Genomic DNA, 13,964 nt, shown 5'->3' with positions numbered 1-13,964 from the left:
AACCTATTGTTGTGATATGAATTAAAGAGGTGTATTATGAATATTCCATTCTTTACAGATTACCTCATGTTAAGCAATCCACTAAGTATTGGTATTATCGCGGTGTTCGTGCTCGTGTTAATAGGTATTTATGTATTGCAACGCAAGGGCACATCCTTCGGTAATCTCGTTATTATTGGTACTATTGTTGGTGCCGTACTTGGTATAGCGGTCCAAATTATTGCAGGCTTCCCTGATGATCCATCCAAAGTGGTTTACATCAAGGAAAGTACAAAGTGGTTCTCTCTCGTAGGGGGCGGTTTCATCGACTTAATCCGCATGCTTGTTATTCCTATCGTTTTTATCTCTATTGTTCACGTTATTTTGCACATGGAGGCAGGTGCTAACCTCAAAAAGTTAGTAGTTGCTATGATTTCTACAAATCTCGGCATGGTAGCCGTTGCTGCTATAGTCGGCCTAATTTTGGGGAATGCTTTCGGTTTAGGTCAAGGTTTTGATATTGTTGAATCTGGCAAGAAGATTCGTGAAATCAAACCTATGGTTGATACATTCCGAGCACTAATCCCAAGCAATCCAATTCAAGCGGCTGCTGAAACAAATGTTATCGGCATTGTCGTATTTGCAATTATCTTGGGTAGCGTAGCTCGTCTATTAAAACAAACAGGGACAAACTCTATGGAGGTGTTCACAAAACTATTTGATGAACTTCACCAATTGATTTCCTGGGTAGCTGATTTCATCATTGGTCTTATGCCATATGGTGTAGTTGCTTTGTTAGCTTCTACATTGGCAACACGCGGTGTACAAGCTATTCTTGATATGGGCTTGTTCGTAGTATTGCTTTACGTTGGTCTTTTGATTATGTTTGTCGTACAAGCAATCTTGATTACTAGCTTTGGCTACAATCCGATTACATACTTCAAGAAAGCGAAAGCACCACTCTTATTGGCGTTCACTTCTCGTTCTTCGATGGGTGTATTGCCATTAACTGTAGAGACTTTAACAAAACGTCTTGGTGTAAATGCTACAACTGCTAATACAGTAGCTTCCTTCGGTACTACTGCGGGCATGCAAGGTTGTGCCGGCGTGTTCCCAGCACTTGTTGTGGTGTACATCTCTAATGTAGCCAATATTCCATTCGATATGACTATGTATATCATGAGTGTTATCGTTATTGCTATTGGTTCTGTTGGTATCGCAGGCGTGCCAGGTACGGCTACAATGGCGGCATCTGTATCCCTTAGTGGTACAGGACTTGGAGCGTACTTCACCTCCATTAGTCCAATTCTAGCTATCGATCCATTGATTGACATGGGACGTACATGTTTGAACGTATCTGGGTCATTAACAAATGCTTTGGTAGTAGACAAAATTATGGGAACCATCGATAAAGACGCATACAATAATCCTAACGAAGGTCGCGTATAAAAACTAGCAACACTTAATCATATAATTATTATAAAAAGGGGCTGTAGCTGAATGTGGTAAAACCACATTTGGTTACAGCTTCTTTTGCCTTTTTAAAAGTGATAATTATTACAGATTGTAAACTATATTATTAATAATCGATATTGAAATTGTGAGCTTAGCTACTAACATACTTATGCATATATGGTATACTAAGCGTTATAAAGTTACGAATTATGCTTAATAAATATAAGCCAAGAGGGTAATAGTATGATTACACAAGAATTGAAAGATCGATTAATTGCAGATTATCCAAAGTTTGAGGATATGACACATAAGTTCTATAAGAAAGAATTATCCATTGCAGACTATAAAGGACAATCTGGTGCTTATGGTAGTTACGCTGAGCGCGGTGCAAATACTGGCATGAGCCGTTGGCGCTTCAACGGTGGTCGCATGACGCGCGATCACATACAGTTTTTAGCGGACTCCATTCGTAAATATAACCTGCAACATGTACATTTCACTACCGGCCAATGCTTACAAATGCATGGCCTTGATGGTGATACTATATTGAGTCTCTATAAGGAATGTTATGACCACGGTATCTATAACCGTGGTGCTGGCGGTGACAATCCCAATGTGGTGGCTAGTATTTTACGCGGCATTGATCCTCGTGAAACTTTAGATATTACGCCATATACAACAGCTATTAGTGAATTTCTTATGGAGCAAATGTTCTATATCAAGATCCCTCGCAAATTTAAAATGGGTATAGATAATGGTTTTGATAGTACCCCACATTCTACGTTCAAGGACCTAGGTTTTAACTTAACAAAACACAATACTTTTGATGTGTATGCTTGTGGTGGTATTGGTCCTAATCCTCGCATTGGTATTCCGGTGGCACATGATGTAGCACCTGAGGATGTTTTGTATCATGTGAAAGCTATGCTTATGGTTTTTGCTAACCATGGTAATTTCAAAAACCGTGGTAAGGCTCGTACCCGTTACATGCCTGCTGAAATGGGTGGGGCGGAAGCTTTCATCAAGATCTATGAAGAAACCCTAGCTATGGTAAAAGAAGTAGAACACCTAACTATTAATCCAGCTGATTATGCTTATGAAATTACAAAAACTGGTAAGCGTGATGATTCTGTGGAAAATTATCGTATTCACCGTCAAAAACAGGAAGGTTTATATTACGTAGAATACCATCCAGCAGGTGGCGATGTGAACGTAGCACACTTGTTGGCTGCCCTTGACTATGTAGTGACACTTGACCAAGTAGAAGCACGTATTGCGCCAGACCAAGCATTGTTCTTCATTAATCTTACAGCTGATGAAGCACGCAAAATTGCGGAATTAACTGATGACAGCGCTGAAAATGATTTCCGCCGTTCCGTATCTTGCGTTGGTTCTACTATATGTCAGATTGGAATGCAAGACTCTAACGGTCTTTTGAAAGATATCTTCGCACACCTTGAAGAAAAGGGTATAGATACAAGAAAACTACCTCGTTTACATATATCCGGCTGTCCACACTCCTGTGGTACACACCAAATCGGTGAAATTGGTTTCCATGGTGCTGTAAAATTAGTAGATAAGAAACCTATGGTAGCATTTATCCTTGTAGACGGTGGCTCAGAACACATGGGCTCTGAAAACTTCGGTAAAATGGCTGGCAATATTGTAGCTACAAAGATTCCAGAATTTTTGGAATCTTTGGCAAATATTCTGAACGAATCCCCAGAACCAGACTTTGGGACCTGGAGACTTACGCATAAAGGGGACTACATGAATCTTATAAAAGCATTTGAGTAAATATGTAAAAGCATTTGCGTAAATATGTTTGGGTTGCTTGTGATGGGGCCCACTTAGATTGCGACAACTTAATAAATAATAAAAAGAGTTCCCTCTTTGCTCCGTTCTTCGCAAAGTCGCTGCATAGGGAACTCTTTTTATTATTTGAGCGTCTGCTATTAACCAGTCCCATCACAAGCTACATCTGATATTTACTCAATATGCTTTTATATGATGGGGGAAGCTTTTAGAAAACTAGGTATTTCTTTGCTCCGTCCTTCGTAAAGTCGCTGCAGAGGTACCCAGTTTCATTTTTATAACACCTGATGTAAATTAGTCCCATAGCAAAGCGACTTACCTTACTAATATACAGAGCGGCCTCATGACAAGCTACATTCGATATTTACTCAATATGCTTTTATAATTAGAGGAGCGGAGAGGCGAGAGCGGCTAAGTAGTTTTGACTGAATTTGCATCAAGACTAGCCAGTAGATTAGCCTCTGGCTAGTCCTTCCCATACGGTGGGCATGGCGCCACTACTATACAGTTTATTATAATGTGTAAAATGATAGTGTTTTCTATGATTTATTTCAAGGTGTAATTGTAATGACTCTATATAAGTATTAGCTAGATTATTTACGCTTTTGGATGGGACATCTTTATAAATATAGTGATAAAAAAGTAAGAATACGCTTGTGCAGAGACTTTGCGAAGAACGGAGCAAGCAAGCGTATTTTTACCAAGTTGTACTAACGAGATGGGGCCCCATCCTAAAAGCGGATGAACAAATGTTAGTTGAGTCCCAATACAATAAGAATAATTGTTTAAAACTAGATATGACTTGATTTTGTATGTTATAATAGGCTTTATAGTAGTATTTGGAGGATATTCAGATGTTATTTACCGTCAATACAGAAGTCTGTACACGATGCGGCCTTTGCGTTGCTGACTGTCCGACCGGATTGCTGGTGATGTCCGATGCTGGACCTGTAACTGGCAGGGGAGGTTGTATCTCCTGTGGGCATTGTATTTCCGTATGCCCAACGCTTGCTCTTGATAGCGATATGACACCGCGTAAGGAGCAAATCGATATTACAAAGGAACCTAAGTTAACGCCTGAGCAAGCTGAACTATTTATGCGTAGTCGTCGCTCTATTCGTAACTATCAAAATAAACCAGTCCCTGTAGAGCTCATTCGCAAAGTGCTAAACGTTGCAAGAATGGCGCCAACAGCAACTAACACACAAGGTATTTCGTATATAGTAATCCGAGATAAACAAACGTTACGCCGTATTGCTGATCTCGTTCTAGAGTGGATGCATTTAGCGGCAAAAACAGTGCCAATTATGCGCCTTTATGCTCGTGCGGCTCAAGCAGAAGTAGATAAAGGCAAGGAGTATATCTTGCGCGATGCGCCGGCTCTCGTCGTGGCAATTGGCTCTAAAAAAGATATTCATCGTACCCATGATAGTGGTCACTCTTGCTTGTCTTATGCTGAGCTATATGCGCCGACTTTAGGCCTTGGTACTTGTTGGGCAGGCTTTTTTGAACATGCTGGAGAAGCTGAATACCAACCATTATTAGATGAATTAGGTGTACCTGATGATAAAATTGTAGCTGGTGGCATTCTTATGGGATATCCTAAAGTACGATATCGCAATATTGTAGAGCGTCAACCATTAGATGTTACATTTGATACAGAAGAGTAAAAAAGAGATGCCCCAATGATTGTAATCATTGGGGTATCTCTTTTTAGTTATATAGTGACGATATAAACTTTATTAATTGGCAGTTGTAATAGTGCCTTTGAATGTTTCGTCGATGTATTGTTTAATAGCATCAGATTTGTAAATATCTGCAATTTTTTTGTATGTTTCGTTGTCTTTGTCTTCACTACGAACTGCAAGTACGATAACTGTTAGTGGTTCATCTTTAGATTCGAAGAAGAAACCTTGTTTTTCTACACTAAGACCAGCACTTTGCACATAGTTCATTGGAATAACTGCAATTGTTACATCATCTAGACTACGAGGTAATTGAGCTGCTTCTAGTTCTTGAATCTTTATATTCTTCGGGTTAGATGTGATATCTGCAACTGTTGCTTTGAAGCCGACACCATCTTTTAACGTAATTAATCCAGCTTTAGCTAATAATGCTAATGCACGACCACCATTAGTAGGGTCATTTGGGATAGAAACAGTAGCGCCTTCAGGTACATCTTGTACGCTGTGTACACTATTACTATATAAGCCCATACGCACCAAAATTGTTTTACCGATTGCTACTAAGTTGGAACCATTTTGTTTGTTAAAGTTTTCCATAAATGGTACATGTTGATAAGCATTCAGTTGAATATCGCCATCTGCAAGGGCTTTATCAGGTGTTACATAGTCTGAGAATTCAACTACTTTAAGATCGATTCCTTGTTTTTTAGCTTCTTTTGCTACAGCTTCAGCTACTTGTGCATGAGGACCAGATGTAGCACCTATTTTGATTTCTTTTTGTGTTTGTGTTGATTGATTTGATGTACTACCACAACCAGCGATAGCAAATGCAAGAGCACCGATAAGTAATGGTGCTAACAATGTTTTTAATTTCATATAATCATCCCTTTCAAGTCTTATAATGGTTATATCCTATCATGGATGAAGGGGATTTGTATATGATAAAAGCATATCAGTTAGCTATAGATTAAAACTATGGTGAAATTCTAGCTCATTTATAATACAATTCAATATAATATATTGATTAATGTGTTATATTGAATGTGTGATCGCTAGGTAGTAAATTTATATTTTAAATATTTTTGTATAATTCTAATATGGATTCATATATCTATATGTCGGATATATCTATATGTCGGATTAATGGAGGATGTATGTATAATTTTGATTTTTATAACCCTACACATATCGTATTTGGTAAAGACCGTTTAGATGAATTAGATACATTGGTACCAAAGGATGCAAAGGTGCTCATTACTTATGGTGGTGGCTCCGCTGTGCACAGTGGTCTTATTGATCGCATTGTGAAAGCTCTTGGTAACCGCAAGGTTGAGCAGTTTGGTGGTATTGAGCCAAACCCATCTCTTGAAACTTGTGAACGTGCGGTAGCTTTCATTAAAGAACATGGCGTAGATTTCGTTCTCGCTGTAGGCGGCGGTTCTGTAGTAGATGCTACAAAACTTATCGTTATGGGTGCTACCTATGATGGTCCCGTTATTGAGGTAATGAAAGCTGGTGTGCCAGAGGTTCCGGTAGACATGGTACCAAATCCATTACCATTTGGCACAGTTATGACACTACCTGCAACTGGTTCCGAAATGAACAATGGTGCAGTTATTACTTATGGTGACGGTAAATACCCTGTATTCAGTAGCTTAGTATTCCCTAAGTTCTCCATGCTTGATCCAACATTGACTTTCACCTTGCCTGAAAGACAAGTTAAGAATGGCGTTATCGATACCTTTGTGCATACCACAGAGCAGTATTTAACATACCCTGTAGAAGGTCGTATTCAAGATCGTTTCAGCGAAGGTATTTTAAAAACTATGATTGAAATCGGCAAAGAAACAGTAGAAAATCCAGAAAACTACGATATTCGTGCTAACCACGTGTGGGCCTCTACATTGGCATTAAATGGTTTAATTGGTGCCGGCGTGCCACAAGACTGGGCAACTCATCTGATTGGCCATGAGTTAACTGCGGCGTACCATCTTGACCATGGTATTACATTGGCTATCGTATTACCTGCATTGTTAGAAGTGAAAAAAGCAGACAAACTTGAAAAATTGGCACAATATGCTACACGGGTATGGCATATTACAGAAGGTACAAACGAAGAAAAAGCGGACAAGGCTATCGCTAAAACTCGTGAATTCTTCGAGTCCCTTGGCGTATCTACGCATTTGAAAGACTATGGTCTTGGTGAAGAAGCAGTTGATAAAATTGTGAAACAATTAGAGGACCATGGCATGACACAACTTGGTGAAAATGGTGATGTAACACCAGAAGTAGCTCGCGAGATTTTAACGCGTGCCTTATAATTAAGGGGATTAACAGTGTAAACTTGTATGATATGGAAAGGAGGCGCTCCCTATAAATAAAATAAAAAATAGAAGTGCATTTTCTTTTGCACTTCCTATTATGATTCCCATGGGGCTTAGTTTCCTTTTTCTTGGAGTAGGCTTTGGTTTGTATGCTACCAGTCAAGGGTTTCCTTGGTGGACCGCTCCTGTTTTAGCTAGTACCATATTTGCAGGCTCCATGGAGTTCGTAACTATTGGGCTGTTAATGGCAGGCTTTGATCCAGTGAATACTTTTATGTTGACCTTGTTTGTCAATGGGCGCCATTTCTTCTATGGTCTATCTGCACTACAGCGATATGTGCATATGGGATGGAAATGGTTTCCTACAGTTGCGTGGATGTGTGATGAAAGCTTTGCAATTAATGTATCTACGAAGTTACCCGATGATGTAGATGAAAAATGGTTCTACTTCCATGTATCGTGGCTTAATTATATCTTCTGGGTGGTGAGTACTCTTGTAGGGGGATTGTTCGGTGATTTATTAGCATCTGTAGATTTGCGAGGTATTGGTTTTGTATTACCTGGCTTATTTATTGTTATATTCCTTGAAATGTTATTTAATGCTAAAAGTAATAATATTCGAGGCTTAGGTGCTGTTGGAGCCGTTGTAGCACTAGCAATGCTTCTATTAACGGGAAAATCCTTATTTATGCTTGCTTCTATGGGGTGTATGCTCGTAGTATGTTATATAGCGTATAAGTGGGGAGGTGTACATCTTGACTAGTTTTGAAATAGTCATTACCATTGCCATTGTTGTAGCGGGCACATTACTTACACGTTTCTCTGCTTTTCTTATTTTCCCACCTGGTAAGAAGGCCCCAGATTTTGTACAGTATTTAGGCAAGGCATTACCTGCAGCGGTTATGGGGATGCTTGTTGTGTATACCTTTAAAGATACAATTGTGTTATCCTATCCATATGGAGTACCGGAACTTATTGCTTTATTAGTGACCGTTGGCATGCATGTATGGAAACGAAATATGTTTATGTCTATTGGAGCCGGCACTGTAGTATACATGATACTTGTTCAAGCCGTATTTAATATACCTAAATAAAATAAAGTATACTAACATAAACTATAATAAAATAAAGAGCACTAAAATAAACCACTTATATCTATTCCTAAAGGAGGATATAAGTGGTTTTGTTTTTATGTTCTATTTAAGTTGTAATAATCTTTCAAGACCTAGTGCAGTGTGGTGGTCCTCTAAGAAGTCTTGTTGATCTAATAATTCCATAACATCCATGTCGATGTTAGTGAGTTTGAAATCGAATACATCAAAGTTAGCTTCCATATGGCTTACATTATTTGCCTTTGGTAATGGAATGATGCCTCGTTGAATATGCCAACGCAAGATGATTTGATGCTTTGTTACACCGTATTTTTCAGCCAAGCTTTTGATGATAGGATGATCAAAAATCGGTTGGCGATCACGGGTAAATGGAGACCACGCCATGCCCACCACTTGATGTTTTCTCATCAATTGTATAAGAGCTTGGCGTTGGTTGAATGGGTGACATTCAATTTGGTTCACTACAGGTTTTACATTACAGTGATATAGCAAGTCGATTAATCGGTCTTCATAAAAGTTAGAAAGACCTAACCCACGCAATATATTTTGGTCGTATAACTCCTCCATGGCGCGCCAAGAGCCGTAGTAATCGCCCAAAGGTTGGTGAACGAGCATGATGTCAATATAATTGGTATCTAGTTTCTTTAAGGAGCTTTCAACAGCACGCATCGTATTATCGTAGCCTGCATCGGTGTGCCAAATTTTAGTAGTGATGATTATATCTGTTCGTTTGATACCAGATGCTCTGATTCCTTTAGCCACGGCTTCTTCATTGCCATAATAGGCGGCCGTATCGAGTAAACGATAGCCTACGCTAAGTGCATTAGCAACAGCTTGTTCAGTCTCTCCTTCGGTACCTGTTTTATAGGTACCATAACCGATGGAGGGAATGAAGCTACCATTATTTAAAATCCTAAAGTCCATCCGTTCTTCCATGAGAACCTCCGTTATATCCATAAATTAAAGGAATTAGCTTTCATACAATTCTAACTGATTTTATGATATACTAAGGTATTGATAAAAATCAATATGATAGGAAGTGACAGAATGCAAATAAATCGTTTTTGCTCTGTAATTGCTATCCTTGGTGTTATGATTATGACACTCGCTATTGCGGGATGTGGTACGAAAACCGTATCCGTCGCAGAGGTAACGTACAAGGATATGCCGTTGCAGATTCATAATGATGCCAATGTAACGGCCCTTAATAAAGCGACGATAACGCCGACCTTGACGGGGCAGGTCGTGTATGCCGTGAAAGTAGGCGATCAAGTACAGCAAGGTCAAACTGTGGCAACTGTAGATACATCGGCTTTACAACAACAGCTAGCATCCTTGCAAGGACAATTAGCGCAAGCCCAATCACAATCATATGCCACAGCTGTGACGACTACGACTGCAGCATCTATAGATAGTACTCAACTGGAACAGGCTCAACGCATGCGTGAAGCGGGCATAATCACACAAAAAGAATATGATCGTATTTTGGAACGATCTCAACCACAAACTACAACAGTTACAACTGGTGGTGGGGGAGGTGTCAATACGGCGGCTATCGAGGCACAAATTGCTCAAGTATCAGCACAGATGGCAGCTTCTACAATCGTGGCTCCTATAGCAGGTACAGTGACATCTATTTATAATGAAGACCGTCAAATGGCGATTGCGGATCGTCCGTTTATGATGATTCAGCAATCCACACCGATGGTAGCATCCCTCAGCATTCCCCGTGATGCGGCTATGAAGTTAGGTACAGCTGAAGCCAAGAATGGTATGAAGGTACTTCTCAAGGTGGGGGACCAAGAAATACCAGGTGAATTGACTTATGTAGATATTACTCAGCCTGAAAATGTGCCAAGTGTCCTCGTGAAAGCTACTTTCAACAATGAGAAAGGCCTTATCAAGGCTGGTGAATTCTATACACTCGTTATTGAATCTAATGTGAAAGCCAAGATGCTGACCGTTCCAACTAAGGCGGTTCGTGAAAACCAAGATGGCAAGTACATATATGTGTTAACTGAAAATAATACCGTTGACGTACGTGTTGTTGAAGTGGGTACTACAGTAGATGATGATGTAGCGATTATTTCTGGCCTAAATGAAGGTGATAAGGTTATCACTACAGATGGTACCTTTGAATTAGGGGAATCTGTAAAATTATAACTACAAATTAAGTGACTTCAATAGAGTATTATGAAGAGCCTAATGAATATTTGGCTATATTCAACTTTTACCGATAACGACGGTAACCTCAGAAGAGGAATCTGATAGGAGGGATTATTATTTTAGAATTTAAACGTTTTGAATTAAGAGATAAACCATTAATCGACAAGTATTTTGAACAACATCATTATGAAGCATCTGATAACTGCTTTACTACATTATTTATGTGGCAAGATGCGTACGGCATTCGTTGGGCTGAAGAAAATGGCGTGTTGTACATTCAAGGTGGCGGTAAGCGTGAACCATTCCTATTGCCTCCATTTGCTGGTAAAGATGCAAAGTTCCTTGATGGTTTATTGCGCGCTAAAGAATGGTTTGTGGAAAATAAATTGCCATTCCGCTTCAAAGGTATTAGCAAAATCATGAAAGAGCGCATGGAAGAATTATGTCCTGGACGCTACACATTCACACCTGACCGCGATAACTACGAATACATTTATAAGTCTGAAGATCTTATCAATTTGTCCGGTAAGAAGTTCCGTCAAAAGAAAAACCATTTAAATCAATTCCGCATGCAATATTCCAACTATGAATATGTGCCAATTACAGAAGATATCATTCCATTATGCCGCGAAACAGCAGCATCTTGGGTAGAAACCCATCATGAAGAAGGTATCGAAGATGAATTGGTTGCTATCAATTTATTATTTGATAACTGGGATGTGCTAGGCCTTAAAGGCGGCACCATTAAATTGTTTGGCCGCGTGGAAGCTTTCAGTATCGGTGAATTGTTGAATGATAAAATGGCGTTGATTCATATTGAAAAAGCAAATCCAGATATTCGTGGTTTGTACCAAGCGATCAATAATGAATTTATTCGTCATGAATTCAGCGATGTAGAATTCATTAACCGTGAAGAAGATATGGGCTTGCCTGGTCTTCGCCAAGCAAAAGAATCTTATAACCCAGATCATTTTGCTGAAAAATATGACGCAGTATATGCTAACGAAGCAGATAATGCGACAGGTGGTAAATAAAATCTGAGCTATGAAGTCGATGTGCTTCATAGCTCATTTTGTTATAATAGAATTGTTAGACTATCTATTTGAATGTAACTATCGTATCATCATGGCGATATGGCGATATGGCGATATGGCGATATGGCGATATGGCGATATGGCGATATGATGTGCTTAAATTAGATCAGATTAGATATTATACGCTGTGACGCGATAGATAGATAACGGCTCTTATGATATAACGAGGACAAAATTATGGAATTTAGAATTGCGATGGCTCAAGATACGCCTCATGTAGAAAATCTATGGGCGTACTGCTTTGAACCAAAGGAAGATCCATTCTTTCAATATTATTTTACAAATTGCTATGAACCAGAGAATACAATGGTCGGGTTAGAACAGGACCAATTGTTGAGTACCGTTCATTTGCGTCAATACAATCTTAATGTACGTGGTGCCGTATTGCCTACGAGCTATATGGTAGGCGTTGCAACGCATCCAGCAGCCCGCCGTGGTGGTGTAGGCGGTGCACTGTTAACTGCTGCACTAGAGGAGCTTCGTAAACGCGGTCAAGCTATGACGATTTTGATGCCATCCAAGGCAGCGTTCTATCAGCAATATGGTTGGGAACTTTATGCTCATCAATGGGTGAACACCATGTCGCTAGAAGACTTGCGCCCTATGACAGATAAAACGTTGAGCTTTGGCTTACTAAATAGCGTAGATCAATGGACTTTGTTAGATCCAGTATATAAAACATATACGGCTCGTCTTTCTGGCTACGCAGAACGTGGCGAAAAGGAATGGAAACGTTTGTTAGGCAGCTTCTTTGCAGAAGGTGTAAATGTTGCTGTAGTGCGCAACGATGACCATGTCATTGAAGGCTATGCAGTGTATCGTTTAGGTCAGCCTGAAATTCCTGTTACTGAGCTGGTTTACACGACACGCCGTGCACAACGTGCATTATTAAATTATTTCTATAATCACCGTTCTCAAGGTACGTCTATCCGTTGGAATGAAGGCCTTCACGATACATATTATCGCTTCTATCCTGATGGTAGAACTGGCCACGCTACCATGCCATATATGATGAGTCGTATTGTAGATGTAAAAGCTGCTTTTGAAGCAATTCCTGTCAATCAAGAGGCATTGATGATGCCTATAACAATGATCTTTGCTGTAAAAGATGGGCTTTGCAGTTGGAACGAAGGTCGCTATGAAGTACAATATGGCAGTGCATTAACTCCATCCGTTAAAAAGATTTCTGATACGATAGAGGATGAAACAGATATTACCATTGAGGTCGGTGCGTTGAGCCAGTTATTAATGGGCACACTTACGGCTCGAGACCTTGCGTTTGAAGGGAAACTTTCAGTAAGCGAAGAATGGTTAGACTATTTCGATATTCTCTATCCTGAACAAAAAACGTATATTAACGAGTGGTGGTAATATGAGCTGGAAAACATATACGGTGAAAGAACCGACAGAGTTGACGGTCTCTAAATATGTAAAGGAACGATTTTCCCTATCCGCTCGGGATATCCAAATGATGTTTCGCAAGAAACGGGTAAAAGTTAATAGCCGTGTGGCTCATTCGCAGCGAGCACTTAAAAAGGGTGATGTATTAACCTTAGAATTACCACAAGATAAGGCTTATGGAGTAGACGTAGAAAAGGGGCCGATTACCGTTCTCTATGAAGATGCTCATACCCTAGTTGTGAATAAGGCTCCTTTTATGCTCGTTCATCCAGCAGGGCAAACAAAGTCTTGCACCTTAAGCAATTATATAGCTGGTTATTATGCGAAAAAGGGTGTAGTTCATAAGGTTCGTCCTGTGCATCGCCTCGACCGAGATACATCGGGGTGTATTCTATTTGGTAAAACAAAGGAAGCACAACAATATTATACTGATGAGCTACAAGCAGGGCGTATCGATCGTATTTATACAGGACTTGTAGAAGGTCGTATTGATGTGGATGGCATGGTAGATGCGCCTATTGGGGTAGATCCAGTATTTGATAATCGCCGTGTTATCGATGAGTTTGGTCAGTCGGCTCAAACGGAATATACCGTTCTCGGTCATGAAGGAGACAACACTCTGTTACGTTTTAAGTTGTTGACTGGCAGAACTCATCAAATTCGGGTTCACATGGAACATATTGGTCACCCTATTATTGGTGATGCTATGTATGGTACGCGCAATAAGCCCTATACACGCCAATGTTTGCACGCATCAGAGCTAACTTTCGTGCCGTATGGTAAAGACGAAGCTATTACGATTACCTGTGAAGTAGGGGATAATTTTGGTCGAGAAAAATAACTGTTGGTTTTTCCACTCTAAATAATAAGACTATCGTATTTATTGGATGAGAAGCTTATTATCCCTGTATCCTTGTATACAAAAAACAATAG

At 39.8% G+C, this 13,964-nt stretch carries 12 protein-coding genes; 10 read left to right on the top strand and 2 right to left on the bottom strand.

Translation table 11 applies throughout. The features are described 5' to 3' along the window. Positions 1-36: 36 nt before the first annotated feature. From E7A03_RS07070 to E7A03_RS07060, 3 genes are all read left to right on the top strand, one after another. Positions 37-1,428: a cation:dicarboxylate symporter family transporter gene (locus tag E7A03_RS07070; protein ID WP_077707741.1), complete on the top strand. Its 1,392-nt coding sequence runs from the start codon at positions 37-39 to the stop codon at positions 1,426-1,428. A 249-nt stretch (positions 1,429-1,677) separates the two neighbouring features. Further along, a complete protein-coding gene (locus E7A03_RS07065; protein ID WP_316073913.1) occupies positions 1,678-3,231 on the top strand; it encodes a nitrite/sulfite reductase in 1,554 nt (517 codons plus the stop codon). A gap of 872 nt (positions 3,232-4,103) precedes the next feature. Then, on the top strand, positions 4,104-4,919 hold the full coding sequence (locus E7A03_RS07060; RefSeq protein ID WP_004698259.1) for a nitroreductase family protein: 816 nt from the start codon (positions 4,104-4,106) through the stop codon (positions 4,917-4,919). 72 nt (positions 4,920-4,991) lie between these two features. Here E7A03_RS07060 and E7A03_RS07055 read toward each other — a convergent pair whose 3' ends face one another. Continuing rightward, a complete protein-coding gene (locus E7A03_RS07055) occupies positions 4,992-5,810 on the bottom strand; it encodes a MetQ/NlpA family ABC transporter substrate-binding protein (RefSeq protein ID WP_004694891.1) in 819 nt (272 codons plus the stop codon). Positions 5,811-6,088: 278 nt separating this feature from the next. On the opposite strand from E7A03_RS07055, the gene E7A03_RS07050 reads away from it, so the two are divergent. The 3 genes from E7A03_RS07050 to E7A03_RS07040 all read left to right on the top strand — a co-directional run bounded on the left by E7A03_RS07050 (position 6,089) and on the right by E7A03_RS07040 (position 8,352). Next, positions 6,089-7,255: an iron-containing alcohol dehydrogenase gene (locus tag E7A03_RS07050; protein WP_101928530.1), complete on the top strand. Its 1,167-nt coding sequence runs from the start codon at positions 6,089-6,091 to the stop codon at positions 7,253-7,255. A gap of 100 nt (positions 7,256-7,355) precedes the next feature. Beyond that, positions 7,356-8,021 (top strand): AzlC family ABC transporter permease, encoded by a 666-nt coding sequence (locus tag E7A03_RS07045; protein ID WP_004694895.1) that lies wholly within the window; start codon positions 7,356-7,358, stop codon positions 8,019-8,021. Next, on the top strand, positions 8,014-8,352 hold the full coding sequence (locus E7A03_RS07040; RefSeq protein WP_101928529.1) for a branched-chain amino acid transporter permease: 339 nt from the start codon (positions 8,014-8,016) through the stop codon (positions 8,350-8,352). The genes E7A03_RS07045 and E7A03_RS07040 overlap by 8 nt, the downstream gene beginning before the upstream one ends. Positions 8,353-8,454: 102 nt before the next feature. On the opposite strand, the gene E7A03_RS07035 is transcribed toward E7A03_RS07040, so the two are convergent. Continuing rightward, positions 8,455-9,306 (bottom strand): aldo/keto reductase, encoded by an 852-nt coding sequence (locus E7A03_RS07035; protein WP_101928528.1) that lies wholly within the window; start codon positions 9,304-9,306, stop codon positions 8,455-8,457. A 111-nt stretch (positions 9,307-9,417) separates the two neighbouring features. On the opposite strand from E7A03_RS07035, the gene E7A03_RS07030 reads away from it, so the two are divergent. From E7A03_RS07030 to E7A03_RS07015, 4 genes are all read left to right on the top strand, one after another. Next, positions 9,418-10,533 carry an efflux RND transporter periplasmic adaptor subunit gene (locus tag E7A03_RS07030; RefSeq protein ID WP_316073912.1) on the top strand — a complete coding sequence of 372 codons (1,116 nt, stop codon included), beginning with the start codon at positions 9,418-9,420 and terminating at the stop codon, positions 10,531-10,533. Between the two features lie 101 nt (positions 10,534-10,634). Then, positions 10,635-11,570: a DUF2156 domain-containing protein gene (locus E7A03_RS07025; protein WP_058948150.1), complete on the top strand. Its 936-nt coding sequence runs from the start codon at positions 10,635-10,637 to the stop codon at positions 11,568-11,570. Between the two features lie 237 nt (positions 11,571-11,807). After that, on the top strand, positions 11,808-13,001 hold the full coding sequence (locus E7A03_RS07020; RefSeq protein ID WP_118091255.1) for a GNAT family N-acetyltransferase: 1,194 nt from the start codon (positions 11,808-11,810) through the stop codon (positions 12,999-13,001). A 1-nt stretch (position 13,002) separates the two neighbouring features. Then, positions 13,003-13,872 (top strand): RluA family pseudouridine synthase, encoded by an 870-nt coding sequence (locus tag E7A03_RS07015; RefSeq protein ID WP_156697299.1) that lies wholly within the window; start codon positions 13,003-13,005, stop codon positions 13,870-13,872. The last annotated feature ends 92 nt before the right edge of the window (positions 13,873-13,964 follow it).

It is taken from the genome of Veillonella parvula (genome assembly GCF_032472435.1).
Lineage (GTDB): Bacteria > Bacillota > Negativicutes > Veillonellales > Veillonellaceae > Veillonella > Veillonella parvula_N.
Note: the sequence above shows the minus strand (reverse complement) of the source record. Positions and strands in the feature narration are given on the sequence as shown.

Bases quoted from the DNA above. Each gene is read 5' to 3' on its own strand.
- E7A03_RS07070 (WP_077707741.1), top strand. From the start codon at position 37: ATGAATATTCCATTCTTTACAGATTACCTCATGTTAAGCAATCCACTA.
- E7A03_RS07065 (WP_316073913.1), top strand. From the start codon at position 1,678: ATGATTACACAAGAATTGAAAGATCGATTAATTGCAGATTATCCAAAG.
- E7A03_RS07060 (WP_004698259.1), top strand. From the start codon at position 4,104: ATGTTATTTACCGTCAATACAGAAGTCTGTACACGATGCGGCCTTTGC.
- E7A03_RS07055 (WP_004694891.1), bottom strand. From the start codon at position 5,810: ATGAAATTAAAAACATTGTTAGCACCATTACTTATCGGTGCTCTTGCA.
- E7A03_RS07050 (WP_101928530.1), top strand. From the start codon at position 6,089: ATGTATAATTTTGATTTTTATAACCCTACACATATCGTATTTGGTAAA.
- E7A03_RS07045 (WP_004694895.1), top strand. From the start codon at position 7,356: ATGATTCCCATGGGGCTTAGTTTCCTTTTTCTTGGAGTAGGCTTTGGT.
- E7A03_RS07035 (WP_101928528.1), bottom strand. From the start codon at position 9,306: ATGGAAGAACGGATGGACTTTAGGATTTTAAATAATGGTAGCTTCATT.
- E7A03_RS07030 (WP_316073912.1), top strand. From the start codon at position 9,418: ATGCAAATAAATCGTTTTTGCTCTGTAATTGCTATCCTTGGTGTTATG.
- E7A03_RS07020 (WP_118091255.1), top strand. From the start codon at position 11,808: ATGGAATTTAGAATTGCGATGGCTCAAGATACGCCTCATGTAGAAAAT.
- E7A03_RS07015 (WP_156697299.1), top strand. From the start codon at position 13,003: ATGAGCTGGAAAACATATACGGTGAAAGAACCGACAGAGTTGACGGTC.